Source organism: Bacillus sp. RC240, assembly GCF_044907945.1.
Classification (GTDB): Bacteria; Bacillota; Bacilli; order Bacillales; family Bacillaceae_G; genus Bacillus_A; species Bacillus_A mycoides.
This window is the reverse complement of the sequence record NZ_JBIYCT010000006.1, coordinates 249,604-270,719: the sequence shown is the minus strand read 5'-3', so window position 1 is coordinate 270,719 and position 21,116 is coordinate 249,604. Positions and strand designations below refer to the sequence as shown.

Genomic DNA, 21,116 nt, shown 5'->3' with positions numbered 1-21,116 from the left:
AACATGCAGGTTTCCTTTTTTATTTGTTATTTTTATCAGTAAAGTAGACCACATATCAGCTTCAGATACTTGTTTTATGATACAAGTAATCAAACAAAAGGAGGGCCATACAACATAATTACACCATGATTAACAGGGCACTCTTTTAAGTACAGGAGATTATTAGCAGGTGGAGAAAATGTTGAAGATGTACAGACAGATAAACATATTCCATATGAAAAAAAATGAATTGCAGCAAACTCTAGAAAAGTACGATTCGAAGGAGTTTGGGTTATAAAAAGAAAATAGATAAATTGACAAGAGAAAAGCACTTTGTGTATATCACAGGTGTTTTTTATTTTCATTTTGATATAGGGCTTGAATTAAATTCCCATGTTTTTTTGCAGCCATTCAATAATGAATATGTACATATTCATTATTGAAATTAGTAATAATAAAATGTATTATTGAAAAGCACTATTTATAATTCAAGTAATCAAGGCTATGTATCCATAATAATTTGAACATTCAGAAATTATAATATTATCATAAAAATGAGGTGAGGTTAATAGAAACAGTGCATATTAAATGGTATGGATTGTATAGTTTAAATGATTTTTATAATAGAGAAGAAGCTTTTAAGAAGGGAATATTTGCAATCTCTAGAGTATATGCTAAGAATGAAACATTGATCTATATAGGAAAAACCAAAAGAAGCTTTATACAAAAGATAAGGGAACTTAATAAAGATTGGATTTTTGATGAAAGCGAATTAAAGATTACATTAGGAATAATAGAGTTTCCTAGTGGTGAAAGTTACTCTGAAAAAAAGGTAAAAGAGATAAAATCCCTTTTGATTTTACGACATACCCCAGTAGAAAACAACACATCTTTATTGTACCATAGAGGGCAGTTTAATTTGAAAATTATAAATAAGGGAAGAAGGGGCTTAATTGTTAAAAAGATTTCTACAGGAGATCTAATGTGGACGTAATTGGAATCACCTTTGAATAAAATTGAAGGTTTCTTACGAACAGATGCTTATCAATTTTTAATGTATTAAAATATTTTTGAATAACATATGTCAGATGCTTGAAACAACACAAATTTTATTATGATATGAAATCTTGTATGGGAATTGTAATTCATTTCCATTGTTTAATGAAAATATTAAGAATTATAAGAATAATACATAAAGATTAGAGGAGAAAATAAACTCGGAGGTTTAAAAAATGGGACAAGGAAGCAGGTTTCAAGAAAAACAACAAAATCGTCGTAAAAAGGTGATTTTTAATATTGCATTTACTTTGGTATTAGTGACAGTTGGTATAGTGACATACCAGTTGTTTTCCCCTACTGATACATCAAAGAAAGCAATTGCTCAAGAAAAGAAAGCAACAAAGATAGAAGAGAAGAAACATAAAGAGAAAGAAGCAGCGCAGTTAGAAGAGAAGAAACGTGAAGTAAAAGAAGCAGCGCAGTTAGAAGAGAAGGAACGTGAGGAGAGAGAAGCAGCACTGTTAGAAGAGAAGAAACGTGAAGAGAGAGAAGCAGCACTGTTAGAAGAGAAACAAAAAGCAGAAAAATCGGTAAAAACGAGCGAAAATGAAAATAAAGAGGGAGAAAAAACGGCATCTCAAGAAAAGGGTTCTCAAACTAATCCTTCTTGGAAGCCAATTGGTACAGAGCAAGGAGCAAAACCTGCAATGAAATTTAAAGAAGGAACAGTAGATTGGAATGAGATGAAAAAAGCAATTTCTTATGCTGTTGATGCTCCAGAGGGTCAATTGATTTTTGATTTTATTGGAAATAATGGTGAAAATAAAGCCTACGGTAATGTACGAGATAAGCAAAGTAATAAAAAATATAAGGTTGATATTGATTGGGTAGAGAATCAGGGCTGGAAACCAGTATCTGTTCAAGTAGTAAAATAAACTTGGTTCTATATGATGTTTGAATTATTTGACACTCCCACCCCTAAAGGGGCAAGCTGACTAACATCAGTGATGTTCTTGCTACCAAAGGAGAAGTCCATTTCTGGTATCGCTGACGTGCAAGGTTGCGGTGTGTCATCACCACTCTCACGACAGACCGTATAGGTTCGGGAGCTACGGTACTATCACCATACCGTACAGGTTCGTGTTCAGATGTTTAGCGTCTTGTTCTTGACGACACATATCATTTTACCGGTAGCATGAATTCGGCGTCATCTCAAACAAATGAATAACTCATGGAGAGTGGACGAAACATACATAAAAATAAAAGGGCGATGGATGTATTTATATCGTGCCGTTGATTCTGAAGGAAACACGATTGACTTTTATTTGAGTAAATCTAGAAATCATTAGGCTGCAAAGCGCTTTTTCAAGAAAGCTTTGCAGTCTTTTCATGTTTCAAAGCCTCGTGTTATAACAGTCGATAAGAATCGTGCTTATCCAATTGCTATCGAACAGTTGAAAAAAGAAAAAAGCATACCTGATGGTATGCAATTTAGACAACAAAAGTACTTAAATCCCAACATAGAACAAGATCATCGCTTTATAAAAAAGCGAATCCGTTCTATGTTGGGATTTAAATCATACAAAACATCAGCCGCTATATTGAGTGGTGTTGAAGCCATGCATATGCTCAAAAAAGAACAAATTGATTTGCAGGACCAGTCTGTCTAAAATCGGAATATTTTTATGAACCAGCTGTTTGGATTAACTGCTTAACAGGTGATTCCGTTAGGAATCCTTGATTCTTTTTTACTAATCATTTTTCACACCAGAACCATACATTCTATCAATAAGAGAAATATGTAATTATGCATATCTTTTTTTATTATTTCGGTAGTATCAAAACTTAAAATATAATTAAAAGGTTTTTTAATGAATTGATAAGGAGATGCGAGTATGAAGAAAATCATAGGACTTATAGTATCATTATTTTTATTATTTTCTACTTATGTACCAACGTTTACAGAAGCAGCCGAAGCTTAAAATAAAGTAGGCTGGGTGAGGAAAATAGAGAGCCTGCTCGTAATGAGTAGACCTTTTTTTATAAAGTTTCTTTATGGGAAATCTTTTATATATTCATTATAGATCATATTCACAATGTCAGTCCTTGATACGTCTGTAAAAACGTATCAAAAAGTGTACTTTTTAATTAAGTAAATGTCCCTTTTTCGGGGAGATGAGCAAAAACACCTAATTTTAAAATTTTTACAACAGAAACAGATAACGTGATGAAGTATTGATTACTGTGCATGTAATTATAATAAAAGAGCCTTCCCAAATGGTGTAATTAATAGTTTAGCTTATACGATTTTAGGAAATTAATAGCATATTATACCACTATTATTTACCTAATTTCCAAGAAATAGAGGTGATTGTAGGTGACTAAACCTTTTGAAAAAAATAGTCGTTATATGGTTGGATTAGACAGTCTAAGGGGCCTAGCTATACTAGGTGTTATTTTGTATCATATTAATTTTAATTGGATGCCTGGAGGATTTTTAGGGGTTACTGTATTTTTTGTACTCTCAGGTTATTTAATTACAGATATTCTAGCGATGGAGTGGAAGAGAAATAAGAGAATTGATTTGAAGAAATTCTGGCTTAGTAGGGCAAGGAGATTGCTTCCAGCAATGTTTGTTATGCTCGTTATAACGTTGGCCTGGATTACGATTTTTCATAGCTCTTTACTTGAGAAAATGCGTGGAGATTCATTAGCGGCGTTATTTTATGTTAGTAATTGGTGGTATATTTATCATGAATTATCGTACTTTGATAATTTTAACCAGCTTTCTCCATTAAATCATTTTTGGTCGTTAGCAGTTGAGGAACAATTCTATGTTGTCTGGCCGTTTATCATTAGTTTAGGACTTTACCACATAAAAAAACAATCCCGTATGATTTTATTGATTTGTCTGGGAGCTGTTGCTTCAGCTTTAGCGATGGCAATTTTGTATGAACCTGGAGCTGATCCGAGTAGAATTTATTATGGCACAGATACGAGGGCCTTTTCTTTACTTATTGGAGCGGCACTTGCCTTAATTTGGCCAAGCAATAGGCTTGCAAATAAAATTATTCCAAAGGCGCGTCTCATTCTTGATGTAGTGGGAGGAACTGCTCTTATTATTATTTTGCTTATGTTTTGGAAGACGAATCAATATGATCCGTTTCTATACAATGGAGGAATGGTTCTCTTATCAATTGCAGCAGCATTGTTAGTGGCAAATCTTGCTCATCCAGCGAGCCGTATCGCTCAATTTTTACGATTTAGACCTTTACGTTGGATAGGAATAAGGTCGTATGGCATATATCTTTGGCATTATCCAATTCTTACATTGACGACTCCAAAAGTAAATGCTGGAGATTTTTCACTAATAAGAGCAATTCTTCAATTTCTTCTAATTATAATGATTGCGCAAATTTCATGGAGGTATATTGAAAAACCAATCCGACAAGGTGCGCTCCGAAATATTCAGTTTAAGAATTTAAGGCTTCAAAATGTCGCTTTAAGTGTTAAGTTAGCTTTAATTTGTGCAGTATTCGTTTCGTCAATAGCCATCTTTGGGTTATCAAACGCTAGTAAGGCTAAGGAGAATCCTCAACTAGATAAGGGAGAAGTAGTACAAACACAACCGGCGAAACATCCAGTTGCAGTTTGGGAAAATCCAACTCAAGAGACGCCCAAGAATCAAGAAGAATCAAAAGAAGTAGATTCTGCGCAACCTAAAAATTCTCCCAACATTACAGCGATAGGCGATTCCGTTATGATTGATATTGCTCCATATTTAAAAAATACTTTTCCTGATATTAGGATTGATGCACAGATTGGTCGCCAGCTGTCAAAAGCGATTCCTGTAGTTGAACAGTTAAAGAATGAAGGGAATTTAGGAAACTATGTCATTATTGGGTTAGGTACAAATGGAGCCTTTACTACGGAGCAACTTGTATCATTAATAGAATTAATTGGAAATGAACGTAAAATGATATTTATTAATACGAGGGTACCACGTCCGTGGGAATCAATCGTGAATGAGAGATTGAAAGTGACAGTATCTAAATATCCGAATGTAACTCTAGTCGATTGGTATGCAGCAAGTGCTGAAAAGAGAGACTACTTTGCACCTGATGGTGTGCATTTAACCAAAGTAGGTGCAGAAGCATACGCAGCACTTGTAGTCAAAGCTGTGAGTCAATAATTCGATATGCTTTATAAACTTCTGTTGCAAAGTTAATTGAAATATAAAAGATTTATGTTTGAGAAAGACAAATTTTTTGCAGTCATCAATAATGAATGGTTTCGATGCCTGTTACTATACGTGAGTCATGACGTAAGCTTTGAAATCATGTGGATTTGGAAAAGTGTCTGTCGCTATATATGTCGATGGTCATGTTCTGTGAAATTATTAATAGGAAGAAAGAATGTAGCTTCCTAACTTTAAAAATAAGCCCAAGGAATTAATTAATTCTTTGGGCTTATTTTTGAACCAGAATTGGGTATTGTTAGAGAGTAAGAGAGAAGGCGAAAGGAGGTTAGTAGATTAATTTCTTACACCTTTTTATCATTTTAGCCAAGAAGACTCCTTCCTCAAGGAACGCGAAGTGAGTAGGTGGGGGATGAATTGGCTTCGAATAAGGGATGGCAGGAAGCCATCTTAATTGTTCGACATATATAAACTGTTACTTCACTACCTATCGAATGTACGTTTGTTGTATAATAGATACATATCGAAATGGGGGTGAAACGAATGATGATCAATAAAGCATATAAATTTCGTATCTATCCAAATAAAGCACAAACGACCCTAATCAATAAAACGATTGGCTGTTCTCGTTTTGTATTCAATCATTTCCTATCTCTATGGGATAATGCATACAAAGAAACAGGAAAAGGTTTGACATATGGTACATGCTCTGCCAAACTTCCTGCCATGAAGAAAGAGTTTGTTTGGCTAAAAGAAGTGGATAGTATTGCGATTCAGTCGTCTGTTCGCAACCTTGCGGATGCTTATACACGCCTTTTCAAAAAACAAAACAATGCCCCGCGTTTCAAATCTAAGAAGAACAACATACAATCTTATACCACAAAACAAACAAATGAAAACATTGCCGTTGTAGGAAACAAAATAAAATTGCCAAAACTAGGTCTTGTTCGATTTGCCAAAAGTCGTGAAGTAAAAGGACGTATTTTAAATGCTACAGTTAGACGGAACCCTTCTGGCAGATACTTTTTGTCATTGTTAGTTGAAACAGAAGTGCAAGAACTTCCGAAAACAAATTCTTACATTGGAATGGATGTGGGACTAAAAGATTTCGCCATTTTGTCAGATGGAACAATCTATAAAAATCCGAAGTTTTTTCGATCATTAGAAGAGAAGTTGGCAAAAGCACAGCGTGTTCTTTCTAGAAGAATGAAAGGATCTTCTCGCTGGAATAAACAACGAGTAAAAATAGCTAGAATTCATGAATACATGACGAATTCTAGAAAAGATTACTTGGACAAAATCTCGACTGAAATCATCAAAAACCACGATGTTATTGGTATAGAAGATTTGCAAGTATCGAATATGTTAAAGAATCATAAGTTAGCAAAAGCGATTAGTGAGGTATCATGGTCACAGTTTCGAACCATGTTGGAATATAAAGCAAAATGGTACGGTAAACAAATCATTGTCGTATCGAAAACATTTGCTTCAAGCCAATTATGTTCTTGTTGTGGATATCAAAACAAAGACGTTAAAAATCTAAACCTACGTAAATGGGATTGCCCTTCTTGTCATACACATCATGATAGGGATATTAACGCAAGTATCAATCTAAAGAATGAAGCAATAAGGCTTCTAACCGCAAGGGCTGCGGGGTTAGCCTAATAAATTTGAGTTCGATAGAACTCTTTACTTAGGAATCCCCCACTTCTAAACGAAGTGAAAGTGGGGGTAGTTCAATAAACCGGTGGTCTTATGTTTATATATTATTCATTTGTATAAGTGTCATATTTTTCTAGTGTCTTTAAATGATTTTTGTAATAGAAGCTTCTTATCTTTCTTATTCAAAAGTTCCCTTCACTATCGGAACTTTATTGTCTACCATAAACTTTCCTTTTGCAATGACGCTGTGAATGTCCAACGTTCCATTTTCTAACAATACGATGTCAGCATCCTTTCCGATTTGGATACAACCTTTACTTGAAAGCTTTAGCAATTGTGCGGGATTCGTGGTAATGACTTCTAGTGCCGTTTCTAACGGAATACCTTCCACTAAAACAGATTCTCGTACTTCGTGAAATAGCGAAGATACTTTTCCGACTTGAAGGCCTGCATACTCCCCATTGTTGTCAAAGAAGGGGAGGCTGGCCTGTCCATCTGAGGAGAAGGTGATGTGTCCGACTGGGACCCCATCTTCAAGCATTATACGTAATGCCTCACTGCATTTCACTTCCCCGTCCTCCAAAAATTGAGGAGTAGTACTTGTGGTAAAGTCTACGTAACCGCCTCGCTTTGCGTAATCAATACCCGCCCTGAATAATTCTTCGTTTCGGTTTATATGTGTTGGATGGAAGTGCCGAATCGGAATGTTGGTTTTATCTGCAATTTCATGTAACAATGAAAGTTTTCCTTCTCCGTCCCCTACATGAACTTCTATTATGCCAGCTTTTCCTGACAGAATACCGCCATTGCGTGCGGCAGTGGCGACTTTAACTATTTCCTCAAATGTAGGTTCTGATGATCTATGGTCGGAGATAGCAATCTCTCCAACACCGATAATTTTGTCAATTAAAATAATATCATCTTCGATTTTTCCCGTCAGCGTTTTTACTGGCACTTGATAGGAGCCTGTGTGAATGAAACAAGAAACTCCCTCTTCTTCAAGTGCCCGCGCCTTGGCAAGCAGACTTTCCATTTTACGTGTTGTCCCGTCAGTACCGAGTAAACCGACTAATGTTGTAATACCTGCAGTTGTAATATCAGTAAGCATCAGCTCAGGTGTGCGGGTTTTGAATCCGCCTTCTCCGCCTCCACCAATAATATGAACGTGTGAATCGATAAATCCTGGAACAACCAAAAGATTTGCCGCATCAATGACTAGAATAGGAGCAAAGTTGTTAGGAATTGCGATTGTATCATCTATGAATGCGATTTTATCATCTGCAATTAATATGTCTTTCCGTCCTAGGTAGTTGGGTGCGTATACTTCTCCATTTTTTATTAAGGTAATCAATTCTTTTCTCCTCCTGTCAATACTTTTCGTTTTATATCAGAATGGACCATATCCTATGAAGTGAGCTATGATAACAGCTACTAATCCGATGAGATAGTGAATGAATACAAGTGGCAGAATCCACTTTGCCCACTTTGTCCAAGAAATTCCTGCAATCGCCAAGCCTGCCATTAAGGTCGTAGCGGTCGGAAAAATCATATTTCCGATTCCGTCAGCAAAAGAAAACGATAACACTGCAGTTTGGCGTGTAATACCCAATAAGTCTGCAAGTGGCACCATAATCGGCATTGTCAGCATCGCATGACCAGTGCCAGATGCTAGAACAAAATGAATAAGAGCTTGGAAATTGTACATGCCAACAACGCTTAAATAGTCCGGAATATGCTTGATTGATACAGATAATTGATGCAGCATAGGGTCAACGATATGCCCCTCATTCAATACAACAAGAATGGCGCGCGATACACCGATAATCAAAGCACCACCGAGCAAGGATGCAGAGCCGTTGATAAAGGAGTTAACAATCTGATCTGCAGATAGTTTTCCGATGATCCCAATCGTTATTGTCAATAAAAGGAATAAAGATGAAATTTCTGTAATGTACCATTGGAATTTGATTACACCAAACGCCAAAACGATATAATTAATTACAAAAGCTCCTAAGATGAACTTATGTCTTGTTGTTAACTTTCCACTTGATTGCAGTAGTTTTTCCGCGTCTTCTTTTGTATACTTTCCGTAGATTCCTATAGAAGGATTTTTCTTTACCTTCATTGCGTAACGATAGATATAAAGAACTGAAACAAGGTAGATGATAACAAATAAAATAAGACGAAACACTATGCCTGAGAACATCGGTAATTCTGCGATTCCTTGTGCAAGCCCTACTGTGAAAGGATTCATGATGGCAGTTGTAAACCCTGACAATGCTCCTACTATGACAATAGCAGTTCCTGTAATTGCATCAAATCCCAGAGCCAACGCCAGCGGAATGATAAGAGGAAGATAAGCTAGTGTTTCTTCCGCCATCCCCATTAAAGAGCCACCTACAGCGAAAAATAGCGTCACGACAGGAATTAATAGTTTTTCACGCGTCGCCAACTTCCTAGCCATTGTAGCGATAAGCACATCAACCGTACCTGTTGCTCTTAAGACACCAAAAAATCCTCCGATAATCAATAAGAAAAATATAATATTGCCGGCTTCTACCATTCCTGTATGAACAGCTTTTATCATATCGAAAAATCCGACCGGAGCAGATTCTATTGATTTAAAAGAATTTGGGTCTACAGTAGTCCGGTTATTCACTTCAATCCGTGCATATTCTCCGGTCGGTAAAAAATAAGTTAATAGAGTCGCTGTTACGAGAATGCCGAATAGCAATACAAAAACATTAATTTTTTTCTCTTTTTTTCCAAGTGAAACAGCCTGTTCTTGTAGTTGGCTCATATGTGTTCCTCCTTTGTATTTAAAATAAATGGATTGAAATAGAACGCTTACAAAAATACCGCTAATAGACCATGTTCTTTTCTCGTATTCTGCTGTTTCCCTCCTTTTCATAACCTCGGACACTTCATTAATTTATATATGCAATATGTGTGCCAATATTGATAGTGTGATTTTTAAGGAGATTTTTATGGCAAGAGTAGAGATTTTGGTTTTTATTGTCCTTTTTTGGCGATATAATAGAACCAATTTAAATATAGGCAGGTGTCTTAATGTTAAAATCCTCACTTACACTTATAGCTGGAAGCTCAAAAACAACGCAAGCCTTACAGGAGCAACTAGAACAATTGCTTGGAGACTATGTTTATATTAAAAGCCATGCTGCGGATGAGGGAATACCGCAGTCTCTTGAAGATACAATTATTTTGTATTCATCAGCTTCTGTTTATGATCAAACAAAAGGTATGTATAGCGTGAATGCTGAGAAAATAATTGTGGGAAAGAGAACAGTTCATCATGAATACATTGATAAACTTTTAAGAATACCTGAAGATTCATCAGTTCTAGTGGTGAATGATAATGATGATGCAACAATAAATCTTATTGAATCCTTATATCAACTTGGTATAAATCATATTCAATTTATCCCTTTTCGGAAGGGGGTATTGTTTTATGATGATGTTCGAATTGCTGTTTCGCCAGGAGAAACACATCTGTGCCCTTCTTACATAAAAGAAGTAATTGATATAGGTGTACGTCTTTTTGATATGACAACAATTCTGGAAGTTGTAGAATGTTGTGGTTTGAGCAAGGATATATCCTCGAAGATTTCAGAAAGGTATATTAGCAATATCATTGAATTACAACGTAAGTTATTACATGCAGAGCGGGATGCTAAGCAGATGAGTGAACACATCCAAAATGTGTTAGGAACTGTCGATGATGGAATATTAGTCGTTAACCAGGAAGGGCGGATTACGGTATTCAATGAACGTCTTACGGCATTGTTTCATATTGTGGCGCAAGATGTGGTTAATGAGTATGTAGAACATGTGATGAGTCGTCGGGATATTACCGATTTCATCATGAATGGAAAGGATGAAAGCAAGTTCTTCGACATAGATGGCGTGGATGTCGTAATTTTTCGTTTGCAAATGATGCAAGAAAATACAATTGTCGCAACTTTTAAGAGTGTACATCAAGCTTTTGAAATTGAAAAAACAGCGCAAAGAGAAATGCGTAATAAAGGATTTCATACAAAATACGGATTTGAGGATATTATCGGCGAACATATTGTAATGAAAGAGCGTAAGCGAATCGCCAAGAAACTTGCCTTATCGGAACATCCGATTTTAATTCAGGGTGAAACAGGAACAGGAAAAGAACTGTTTGCCCATGCTATTCATGAGCATTCATTGCGAAAAAACGGACCGTTTCTGGCTGTAAATTGTAGCGCATTAACAGAGAGCCTGCTTGAAAGTGAATTGTTTGGTTACGAAGAAGGGACATTTACAGGAGCACAAAAGGGGGGCAAGAAAGGTCTGTTTGAATTAGCGGATAACGGAACTATCTTTTTGGATGAAATCGGGGACATAAGTCTTACTGTTCAATCACATCTGCTGCGCGTTCTGCAGGAGGGTGAAATCCGCAGAATCGGTGGTGTAAGAATTATACCTGTTAATGTTCGAGTGATTACCGCAACAAATAAAGATCTTCAAGGAAAGATAAGGGCCGGTTCATTCAAAGTCGATTTATTTTACCGGTTGAATGTACTTAATCTCTGCATTCCACCACTCATTGAGAGAAGAGCGGATATACCAATTTTGATTAAGCATTTCATCACAAAGAGCGGAAAATGGGTAAAGATAGAACAAGATGTGCTGGAGTATTTCATGCAATATGAATGGCCTGGAAATATACGAGAATTAAAAAGTACAATTGATTATATGCTGACAATTTGTGAGGGAAATGTCGTGACGAAAGGAGATCTTCCGTCCATGCTGGGACAAGAGGGGGGCAGCGTGAAATCCGAATATTCCGTATGTGGAAGTATACTGGAAATGAAGGAGCATGTTTTTATCTTGGAAGTAATCAAGCAATGTAACGAAAAAGGAAAGGCGGCAAGCAGAGATCTGCTTTCAAGTAAAAGCAAAGAATCAGACTTTGCTTTATCCCCACAGCAAATCCGTCGCCGCCTGGATATTTTAGAAAGTGAAGGATTTGTCGTAAAAGGAAGAGGGCGAGCCGGTACAAAGATTACTGATGCCGGAATAGAGTATCTGTATTTTCTTAAATCAAAGTATGCTGTGTATTGTTAAAGAAATCATTCCTATATTTTGATTGTGAATGGAAATGATATAATTAGCCATTACAGATTTTGGTGCAAACTTTGCAAGTAATCCCCTAATGTAGTTTTCAAATAAAGTTTGATCAAATTAATGCTATTAACCGTGATAAAAGAACGTGGACTATCTATTGCTCATACAACCATCATGCGCTGGGTTCACCAGTATGGTCCTGAATTAGATGAGCGAATACGGCAGCATCTTAAGCCAGCCAATGATTCTTGGCGGATTGATTAGACGTATGAGAAAGTCAAAGGTCAATGGATGTATCTGTATCGTGCTGTTGATTCGAAAGGAAACACAATTGATTTTTCCTAAACAAAACAAGAAACCAGAAGGCTGCAAAGCGCTTTTTCAAGAAAGCTTTGTGGTCTTTTCATGTTTCAAAGCCACGTGTTATAACAGTCGATAAGAACCCGGCTTATCCTATAGCAATTGAACAGTTGAAAAAAGAAAAAGGCATACCTGATGGTATGCAACTTAGACAACAAAAGTACTTGAATAACATAGTAGAACAAGATCATCGCTTTATAAAGAAGCGAATCCGTTCTATGCTAGGGTTCAAATGTTTTGACACAGCTACATCCATTCTTTCTGGAGTAGAAGCCATGCATATGATTAAAAAAGAGCAGCTTGATTTACGGGACCAGTCTGTCCAAAACCAGAAAAAATTCATTCATCAATTGTTTGGACTTGCAGCATAAGATACGATTCCGTTAGGAATATATGTGCTTTATTCTCCTATATTTTATTTTTGCACCAGAATCCTGAATTTTAATTTATTGATTCTCTTTCATCGGAGGTATCAAATTTATCGATTAATTTAAAGATAGCCTCTAGAAGAACCGTAGATAAAATAGCAAAAATCAATACAGCATGGGGGGTTAATTTCACAGCTGTAAAATTAAGATTAGCTAGCCAAAAATATCCGACATACATCGTCAGGAAGGTACTAACAATTGAAATTGTAAACCCTAAGAAACCTAATTCTTTTAGCTTTTCCTCAGATAATTTGAATACTCGTAATACTAAAGAGAAGATGATTCCTACTATGAAAAATCCAATACATAATGTCAATAGTGATATTATACTTGGATATTCAACGTCATCAGGCATCCATTGTTTCATTCCTACAATTATAGCTGTCGGGAGAACAATAGGTATTAATAGTGGTGATACTATTAGAAAAATTGCCAATAGTCTACTGATGTTGTTTGTTCCATTGTTGTTTTGATTATTCATAAATCCTCCAAAAAATAATATAAAGATCAATATTCTAGAGGATTTTAACACAAAAGTGTTAGTAAGACTATAGCTAAAAATAAGGATGGTTTTAAACAAAAATTTCACTTTGTATGTATTTGAAACACGAAAAGAGCACTTAATAAAGTGCTCTCGTGACGAGTTCATTCACTTAAAAGAAAGGGTACACCAAATCATACGGGATTTTTCAAAATGTGCTTGGATAAATTAATTAGTATTTGTAAAAAAGCAGCTAGCAAAAGCTAACTGCTCGGCTGGTTCTCCAAGGGGGAAAGGAGAAAGGTTAGGGACTTCATTAAATGAGTTCTGGCTATCGCCTATCTATATTATTGACGGAATATTGAGTTTTATTCAGGGGAGGAAGAGGAAAATGAACAATTCTAGACTGTCCCAACTTGGTTTTGGTCTGCAACATCAGAATCGTATGTGTTTGTTGCACTAACACCGCTAAAGGTATTGGCAACAAAAGCAACATTGGATGATCCTGAACCATTATAAGCCTTTGTATTTTCCTTTGGAGAAACGTTGTAAAAATCGCCTAAGTTGAAAGAACCGTTACTATTTTGTACAACCAGATTTCCAACAACAGATGGCATAGTTTTCACCTGCTTTATTAAGAAGTATTTAAATTATTATATGGTGTATGCGTCTAGAGGTTCATCTGGATCTGAAAATTTTGAAATGAAGTTTGTTAGAAAACATAACAAAATAATCCTTTTACGAAAAAAGGTCCTGTTGTCTCCAACAGAACCTTTCCTAAAATGGCAAAGAGTAACTCTTACCTTACTCTTTGTTCATATATTACAGGATTGTTAACGAAAATCCAAGGTTCCTTATATTGAGAAATAAAGAAGAATCATTCTAAAGAATCTTATCTTTGTCATAAATAAAAGAGCAGTTAGCAAAAACTAACTGCTCATCTCCAAGGGGGAACAAGGAGAAAAATCTAATGTCATCTACAGTATTGACGGAATATTGAGTTTTATTCAGAGGATTTACTAATTATGTAGGTTACATGAGAAGCCCTATTAACATCCAGGCTGCCCCGATTAGAATTAAAGTTTCGAATGTAATCCAAAACTTTCTTTTTTCTGGTTTTTGAAATTCTTTAATTACAGAAAATATGGCACTTATTCCTACAAGAGTGAAAAGAGCAATTCGGATTGTTTCAGTCATTTGCATCACCACCTAAGATTTTAATAGTTTAATTATATAATAATTACCATTTTGTAGAAACTTAATAAAATAATCCTTTGAATAGAAAGCGAGGAATAACAATGGGACTAGGAAACCGTGGAATGGCATTTGAAATGCTTATTAATCTAGTGAATGAAATGTATCAAAGAGGGGGAGTGGCGCTTATAAACAAGCGTCCAACTCCTGTGAAGGTGTTAAAAAGTAAAGGCGGCCGTGTATTAAATGGATTCTATGAAGCTAAAAGTACAGTGGACTATGATGGCGTTTATAAGGGACGAGCTATTGCGTTTGAAGCGAAGTCCACAGAGAATGCTACACGATTGGATTTAAAGAACATTGTGCAGCATCAGTTGGATTACCTGGAGAAAGCAGAGAAGATGGGAGCGGTTTGTTTCTTCCTTATTGAATTTAGCAAGGACAAGTCAGTATTCGTGGTACCACTATCAGCGATTCGATGTTATATAAGAATGTCACAGCAACCAAAAGGTAAGAAGTCTATACCGAGAGCAGACTTTGATATTTATGGATACTTAGTGGATCAGACAGAACGAGCGCCAGTTGATTACTTGCAATACATCGATGAACAAGGAATAATTCCAGCGATGTTAGAGGGCATGATTCAAATTGATTATGACTATACAAGGATAGCGAATAACATTGAAGCAGCAAAAGAAAAGATGAACAACAAGAAACGTAAATTGCTAAAGGCTTAATGGATAGCGGAACAACTTGCAATAGTGTGGTGGGGCTATGTTAATGCGCGATGTTCTCTTATTCAGTAGTTAGATAGTAAAATTTCACGTATCTGATGTGAATGTAAAAACCAAAATTTGAAATAGGGGGATTCCGACTTGGAGAGACAATTGATTTTGTTACCGGATATCGATGATAAGAAAGTACAGAAGGAAGTAGTAAGCGTATTAAAGGAATACAGAGCACTCAAGATGCGATTCAGCAATGACGTGGAGCAAGAAGGAATCAGTTTGTTTCCAGAGATACGAAATTCAAGAAGAATAAGCGAATTAAAGGTAAAACAGATGGAGAAGACTTTGGAGCATATCTTAGATAAGGAAGAAAGAGACATTATTACAATGAAGTTCTTAACGAATGAAAGAGTAAAAGATTCAGATGTTTATCATGACCTACTACTCAAGAAGACTTACTTCTATGAGAAGAAGCAAAGTGCAGTGAAACTGATTGCTACAGCATTAGGGATTATCTAAAAAACGCGAACAAAAGGCGAACTTTTTTGGGGACTAAATAAAATGCCGGAAATTATAAGCTATTCCTATAAACAGTTCTTTGAAAAGAGAATACGTTTTGGGGATAGCGTTCCCATTATAATAACGTTACTCGGTGACGCGGAGGCTAGAGGGGATAAGAGCTTCCCGAAATTATTTATATTTTACTTCTTATTGAGTGTATAAGCGTTCCACCTTTCGTTTGTAGGCTCATAGGTAGTAAAACCACGCCTGTCATGTGGATTTCTTGATTTCTATGTTAAAACTAGATCGGCACCAATTGGATATGATGGTTTGATTGAATGAACTGCATGTCATAAAAGAAGGAAAGTCTAAATTATATTAGTAATTGCTACCGACAATCACCGATATAAGTCAGGCTGTTCTTCTTAAACGATTAACCGAGCAGAGAGCTTCCGCTCTTTGTTTGAGCCAATACAGCTGAACATTCCCCTCAGTTTTATGTGTTGGTTCAAACAAGGCGTAGGAAGAAACATATGCGTCTGGATATAAATCTTTTATAATTCGACATTGGCGAAAATGACATTAAGTAGCCGACTCTAAGGAGTATAAACGAGAAGACTGAGAGTATCTAGAATAGCAGAGGCTTGAAGAGATACTTATTGCCATTTGTTCTCTCTCTTCCCCTTCAGGAGCTGTCACTTCGGTGATGGCTTTTTGTTTTGTAGGATATTCTTCTTTTCTGTCGAATAGATAGATTGGGAGAGGTGGGGAATAAGTAAATGAAAAAATTTATAATAAGCATAGAAGCAGTCGATGGTAAACAATACGAATTTGAAATTGAGTATAAAAAGACAGTAACAGTTGCTGCTATAGAAAATTCTATACAAGCAAGAGAAGCTAGATTCTTCAGATTTGGAGATCGTATGGTTAATTTGGACAATGTATTCTCTTTAGTGGTAAAAGAGAAGAAGGATTAAATACAAAAAAAGCATCCAAAACGGGTGCTTTTTTCTTTGTTATATAGAAATTACACATTAACCATTAAGCATATTAGGGAATATCGAGCATAGAATGATATTGACACACCACGATATCAAGTTTATTGCTGCGTTTTAGTGTTACCTCTATGTTCACGAAAGGGCACCTGGATAAGGTGCCTTTTTGATGAACTATTTTGATAAAGAAATCATATAGTATAGGACAAGTTAATCGCTTATATCCTATTCAATGCTCATCGAGAAGTTCATTCACATATTTTAGCATCTACTGACGTGGGTGCTCTTTTTTATTGAGCAAAATGTACATTTAAATAGAAGGTTAATGGTGGGTGTAACATTAGAGGAATTAGAAAAGTGTTTTAATGAAGCTGTAAATGAAGAAGCAGAGTATGTAGCTGTTCAGATTGAAATGGATGGATTTCCTAGCGATGAAGTAATTATTAACGACAAACATAACATTGATTCTAAACTAGCTTATTATAAGAAAACGTACAATGAAGATTTAGAACATAGATACACTCCAGGAATTTGTATTGTAGGTTTTGCGTATGGTTATTAGTTCTCAGGAATCCTACGTGAATTAGGATTGTTGGTGAAGTAGTGATTAAACCAATAGCAATTATCGTAGGCGCTGCCGTCTTGTTTGTTGTTAAGGGGATGATAAGGGGTGAGGGGAATGTGGGGTCCAACAAGTTTTAAGGATGTTTTAGAGATTATTTGGTACTACAAGTGGGAGTTTTTCAAAGCACTACTTCCTATAGGGATTCCAGTATTTTCACTTGGATTAGGAACGGGTTGGCTGGTTCTGGTGCAAAAAATCTATAAAACTTGGACATACTGATATTACTACTCTAGAAAAGGTGTGTGATCAGTATGAAAAAGGAAAATTTGTTCAAATGGAAGCATTATCAGCCTGATATAATTTTGTTAACGGTAAGATGGTACCTACGGTATAACCTCAGTTTTCGTGATTTGGTGGAAATGATGAAGGAACGGGGCTTATCTATTTCTCATACCACGATTATGCGTTGGGTTCATCAGTATGGCCCGGAATTGGACAAACGAATTCGTCGTCACCTTAAGCAAACCAATGACTCTTGGAGAGTTGATGAAACATATATAAAAGTTAAAGGGCAATGGATGTACCTGTACCGTGCTGTTGATTCGAAAGGAAACACAATCGATTTTTGTTTAAGCAAAACAAGAGACCGAAAGGCTGCAAAGCGCTTTTTCAAGAAAGCTTTGCGGTCTTTTCATGTATCAAAGCCACGTGTGATAACAGTCGATAAGAATCCGGCTTATCCAATAGAAATTGAACTGTTGAAAAAAGAAAAAAGCATACCTGATGGTATGCAACTTAGACAACAAAAGTACTTGAATAATATAGTAGAACAAGATCATCGCTTTATAAAGAAGCGTATCCGTTCTATGCTAGGGCTCAAATCTTTTGACACAGCTATATCCATTCTTTCTGGAGTATAAGCCATGCATATGATTAAAAAAGAACAGATTAATTTACGGAACCAGTCTATCCAAAATCAGAAAGAATTCGTCCATCAATTGTTTGGACTTGTAGCATAAGATACGATTCCGTTAGGAATATATATGCTTTATTCTCTTTTACTTTATTTTTGCACCAGAACCTAAAAGAATCAATGGGAAAATCAGAACTATTTGAGAAAGAAAAAATAAAAAAAAGAAGTGACTGTTTTGACAGAATTGAGAGAGTCATAATGGTACATCAAAACTTCATGAAGAGAAGAAGTGCACCTATTATCATATAGAATTTGTTGTGAAAGATGAAAGAAACAAGCATGCAATAATGATGAAGTATGGCATTATATATATTTCTTATTATTCGATAGGATGATGTTATCTGCATTACTAATATTGATAGATGTGTTGATTTTAAATAAAGTCACGATGTTTATAAAAAAGACGCGATGTTTTGAGTAAAGTCGCGACGTTTATAAAAAAGTTGCACTGTTTTCAGTCCTTTTTATTTTCAAATCGATGTGATATATTTATAACAATAAGTGCGAAATACATCACAAAGGAGAATTCACATGAAAAACAAACTGGCTTACTTGGGGTTTATTGGATTTCTAGGACTTTTAGGTCCTCTTTCATTTTTAGGTGAAACATCATTTACATATTACTTTTTCGCTTTCTTCCCCTTCTTTTTATATGCAAAAGTTATACCAGATGAACTTTTTATCCTACATGTTCGCATTGCTGCCACAAATTCATTTTTCGTGGCATTAGTAATGGGTGTTTTACTAATCTTAAGTATCGTTATTTTTGCAGATGTACATGTAATTAGATTATTCGTTGTACTTGCAGTTGTAATACCATTAGGAACTTTTGTAATTAATTTAGAAATATTTGAACGTAGAGAAAAGAAAGGGATGCAAGATGCCACTTAAAACTCGAATGAAAGAATATAGAGTAAAGTTAACTATGTCTCAAGAAGATTTAGCCAAAGAGGTTGGTGTTAGAAGGGAAACAATTGGCAATCTCGAAAATGGAAAATATAACCCTTCATTCAAACTTACTTATGATATTGCGAAGGTTTTAAAAGCACCTATTGAAGTTCTGTTTTGGTTTGAAGAATAAATTAGGTATAAGTTAACTGTTATAATAGATATCTTCATGAGCTTTGATCAATCTTTTTTATAAAAACTAAATTCAGATTTCTAACAAAAGACTCCATTTTGATTAATTTTTTTTCAAAATGGAGTCTTCCTATTTACCATATAATATGGGGTTGTGGAGCTTTTTTGATTAAACTTTATTTCAAACCAATAAGATGGTGACCCCTACTAGCAAGCTAAGGTTTTGAAGTACCCCCTAAATGAAAACTTTCTTTCTCTACAGGTAGATATTTTGAGAAAACAGCTCATTTTTTTGTTTTGGGGTGCTTACTTTTCTTAAGTTGATGGGCATGGGGATAGTCCTTCTTGGCACAATCTCGTTTGTCAGTCTTCTTGGTACTCTTCAGCTAAGTGAGATGGATATGATGAAATAGGAGGACCAATTTTAAAGTAGGATAAGCTAGTTTTTGAAATCGGTATACAGTTCTTTAATAGATACAGTTTTTGTAACATATCTTTATCTATTGGGTGAAGCATGCGATCTGTCATAATGAAATAATTGTGATGATAGATAAATACTTTCCCTTCAGGTAGAATCGTGTAATTAGATAATTTCGGGTAAATAGGTGGTCCATCTGAAAATTCATCTAAACTACGTTGCGAAACTTTAATAATTTCTTGAGCTGAAAATTTAAACTTGCGAAATGCTGTAGTGTTAATAAATGGACGTTTTTGATTATTTTCTATATAAAATAATTCTCCTTTTTCGTTTTTTACAACACGTAAATTTGGAATGGGTTCTGTAAGAGATATAGGTGGTCCTTCTGTGTATTTGTAAATGAATGGTTCAGGTATTGGGACAATTTGATTTTGATTATATTTGAAGTAAGAAAGCATTTCTTTTGATATGGGCCTACGTTTATAATTATCAACTAAAAATACGTCACCTTGTGAATTTCTAAGCAATATACCATTTAAATCTTTAGATGGGAGGTTGGCATATAGATTTTGGAAGGAAAAAGGTGTTTTGAAAGTAATATCGAGCACTTTGTTAATAGGATAGAAAGGTTGGAATGTATTTAGACGTTTCCAAAACATTGCATCTCCGTTAAACCAATATAGAGGATCGGTCTCCCAATAATTACTGTATTTTTGATAAACCTTTAATAAAATTCTTCTTGTATGCATAACTGAACAGTGATCCACAACATTTGCAGCTGTATATAAAATTTCCGAGGCTTTTCTTACATATTCATGAGTAGGTTGTAGATTATAATCAACACATTTTACGTGCTGAGAAGAATACACCACATCTATTTCAGGACTTTTTTGTAAGAAAGATAACATTTCAGCTAATCTATTTGGAACGTACATAGTATCATCGGTTAAATAGCAAATATAATCTCCGCATGTTAATGGAAGCGCCTCATTAATGAGCGTTGCATATCTTGTGGTTTTATATCTTTCATTACCTTGTATAAAACTATTCTTATAATAAATTCGAGGGTCATCTAAATACTTTTTTATGATATTTATAGTATCTGGATAAGAGTTATCATCCATAATAAAAAGTTCCCATTCTTTAAAAGTTTGCATCTGAACACTTTCAATAACTTGATTAATTAAAGAAGGTTTATTATAGCTAGTGAGGATAATTGAAATTAGGGGTTTCAAAGTTGTCACCTCTTGTGAGAATTTTGGATAGCTTAATATTTTCAGGTGAATATTAATTGAATCTTTGGAGTTAGTTGTTTCTAACTATTGATATTTTCTTTTTTGTACTTAAATAGTTTATTACTTGTTCATAGATATGGTATAGACTATAGCGGATTATAAAAAAGATGCATGGGCAAATAAAATAGCTACTTTATCATTTTAT

General features: G+C 35.2%; 18 protein-coding genes and 4 pseudogenes. 16 read left to right on the top strand and 6 right to left on the bottom strand.

Annotated elements, in window-relative coordinates:
• Positions 1-129 precede the first annotated feature (129 nt).
• From ABH955_RS20385 to tnpB, 6 genes and pseudogenes are all read left to right on the top strand, one after another.
• Positions 130-277 (top strand): annotated as a pseudogene (locus ABH955_RS20385) (histidine kinase); the annotation flags it as partial.
• Positions 278-538: 261 nt separating this feature from the next.
• On the top strand, positions 539-973 hold the full coding sequence (locus ABH955_RS20380) for a hypothetical protein (protein WP_016127805.1): 435 nt from the start codon (positions 539-541) through the stop codon (positions 971-973).
• Positions 974-1,211: 238 nt separating this feature from the next.
• Positions 1,212-1,913 (top strand): YrrS family protein, encoded by a 702-nt coding sequence (locus ABH955_RS20375; RefSeq protein ID WP_404491566.1) that lies wholly within the window; start codon positions 1,212-1,214, stop codon positions 1,911-1,913.
• Positions 1,914-2,177: 264 nt separating this feature from the next.
• A pseudogene (locus ABH955_RS20370) lies at positions 2,178-2,648 on the top strand (IS6 family transposase); the annotation flags it as partial.
• Positions 2,649-3,355: 707 nt separating this feature from the next.
• Entirely contained in the window at positions 3,356-5,170 is a 1,815-nt protein-coding gene (locus ABH955_RS20365; RefSeq protein WP_404491565.1) for an acyltransferase family protein, read from the top strand.
• A 549-nt stretch (positions 5,171-5,719) separates the two neighbouring features.
• Positions 5,720-6,841: an IS200/IS605 family element RNA-guided endonuclease TnpB gene (gene tnpB, locus ABH955_RS20360; protein WP_404491563.1), complete on the top strand. Its 1,122-nt coding sequence runs from the start codon at positions 5,720-5,722 to the stop codon at positions 6,839-6,841.
• A gap of 175 nt (positions 6,842-7,016) precedes the next feature.
• On the opposite strand, the gene iadA is transcribed toward tnpB, so the two are convergent.
• Together iadA and ABH955_RS20350 are read right to left on the bottom strand one after the other, a co-directional pair.
• Entirely contained in the window at positions 7,017-8,189 is a 1,173-nt protein-coding gene (gene iadA, locus ABH955_RS20355; protein WP_404457038.1) for a beta-aspartyl-peptidase, read from the bottom strand.
• Positions 8,190-8,225: 36 nt separating this feature from the next.
• Positions 8,226-9,638 carry a YfcC family protein gene (locus ABH955_RS20350; protein ID WP_404446771.1) on the bottom strand — a complete coding sequence of 471 codons (1,413 nt, stop codon included), beginning with the start codon at positions 9,636-9,638 and terminating at the stop codon, positions 8,226-8,228.
• A gap of 269 nt (positions 9,639-9,907) precedes the next feature.
• Between ABH955_RS20350 and ABH955_RS20345 the strand changes: the two genes are divergently transcribed.
• Positions 9,908-11,953, top strand: coding sequence for a sigma 54-interacting transcriptional regulator (locus ABH955_RS20345; protein WP_147739938.1), 2,046 nt, complete (start codon positions 9,908-9,910; stop codon positions 11,951-11,953).
• A gap of 138 nt (positions 11,954-12,091) precedes the next feature.
• A pseudogene (locus ABH955_RS20340) lies at positions 12,092-12,684 on the top strand (IS6 family transposase); the annotation flags it as partial.
• A 70-nt stretch (positions 12,685-12,754) separates the two neighbouring features.
• On the opposite strand, the gene ABH955_RS20335 reads toward ABH955_RS20340, so the two are convergent.
• From ABH955_RS20335 to ABH955_RS20325, 3 genes are all read right to left on the bottom strand, one after another.
• Positions 12,755-13,222 (bottom strand): epimerase, encoded by a 468-nt coding sequence (locus ABH955_RS20335; RefSeq protein ID WP_404457041.1) that lies wholly within the window; start codon positions 13,220-13,222, stop codon positions 12,755-12,757.
• 401 nt (positions 13,223-13,623) lie between these two features.
• Positions 13,624-13,839, bottom strand: coding sequence for a spore germination protein (locus ABH955_RS20330; RefSeq protein WP_002161752.1), 216 nt, complete (start codon positions 13,837-13,839; stop codon positions 13,624-13,626).
• A gap of 415 nt (positions 13,840-14,254) precedes the next feature.
• Entirely contained in the window at positions 14,255-14,419 is a 165-nt protein-coding gene (locus ABH955_RS20325; RefSeq protein WP_000140898.1) for a hypothetical protein, read from the bottom strand.
• 101 nt (positions 14,420-14,520) lie between these two features.
• Here ABH955_RS20325 and ABH955_RS20320 point away from each other — a divergent pair, with 101 nt between their 5' ends.
• The 8 genes and pseudogenes from ABH955_RS20320 to ABH955_RS20285 all read left to right on the top strand — a co-directional run bounded on the left by ABH955_RS20320 (position 14,521) and on the right by ABH955_RS20285 (position 19,259).
• On the top strand, positions 14,521-15,153 hold the full coding sequence (locus ABH955_RS20320; RefSeq protein WP_404457042.1) for a Holliday junction resolvase RecU: 633 nt from the start codon (positions 14,521-14,523) through the stop codon (positions 15,151-15,153).
• Between the two features lie 138 nt (positions 15,154-15,291).
• Positions 15,292-15,663, top strand: coding sequence for an ArpU family phage packaging/lysis transcriptional regulator (locus ABH955_RS20315; RefSeq protein WP_003193045.1), 372 nt, complete (start codon positions 15,292-15,294; stop codon positions 15,661-15,663).
• Positions 15,664-16,424: 761 nt separating this feature from the next.
• Positions 16,425-16,622, top strand: a complete 198-nt coding sequence (locus tag ABH955_RS20310) for a hypothetical protein (protein ID WP_404457044.1) — start codon at positions 16,425-16,427, stop codon at positions 16,620-16,622.
• A 346-nt stretch (positions 16,623-16,968) separates the two neighbouring features.
• Positions 16,969-17,202, top strand: coding sequence for a hypothetical protein (locus ABH955_RS20305; protein ID WP_016097159.1), 234 nt, complete (start codon positions 16,969-16,971; stop codon positions 17,200-17,202).
• A gap of 117 nt (positions 17,203-17,319) precedes the next feature.
• On the top strand, positions 17,320-17,484 hold the full coding sequence (locus tag ABH955_RS20300; protein ID WP_003193050.1) for a hypothetical protein: 165 nt from the start codon (positions 17,320-17,322) through the stop codon (positions 17,482-17,484).
• A gap of 32 nt (positions 17,485-17,516) precedes the next feature.
• A pseudogene (locus ABH955_RS20295) lies at positions 17,517-18,224 on the top strand (IS6 family transposase).
• Positions 18,225-18,709: 485 nt separating this feature from the next.
• Complete coding sequence (locus ABH955_RS20290) at positions 18,710-19,069, top strand: DUF3796 domain-containing protein (RefSeq protein ID WP_241139331.1); 360 nt, start codon at positions 18,710-18,712, stop codon at positions 19,067-19,069.
• A complete protein-coding gene (locus ABH955_RS20285; RefSeq protein ID WP_241139330.1) occupies positions 19,059-19,259 on the top strand; it encodes a helix-turn-helix transcriptional regulator in 201 nt (66 codons plus the stop codon). Before ABH955_RS20290 ends, ABH955_RS20285 begins: the two co-directional genes overlap by 11 nt.
• A gap of 362 nt (positions 19,260-19,621) precedes the next feature.
• On the opposite strand, the gene ABH955_RS20280 is transcribed toward ABH955_RS20285, so the two are convergent.
• On the bottom strand, positions 19,622-20,911 hold the full coding sequence (locus tag ABH955_RS20280) for a glycosyltransferase family 2 protein (protein ID WP_016093943.1): 1,290 nt from the start codon (positions 20,909-20,911) through the stop codon (positions 19,622-19,624).
• Between the last annotated feature and the right edge of the window lie 205 nt (positions 20,912-21,116).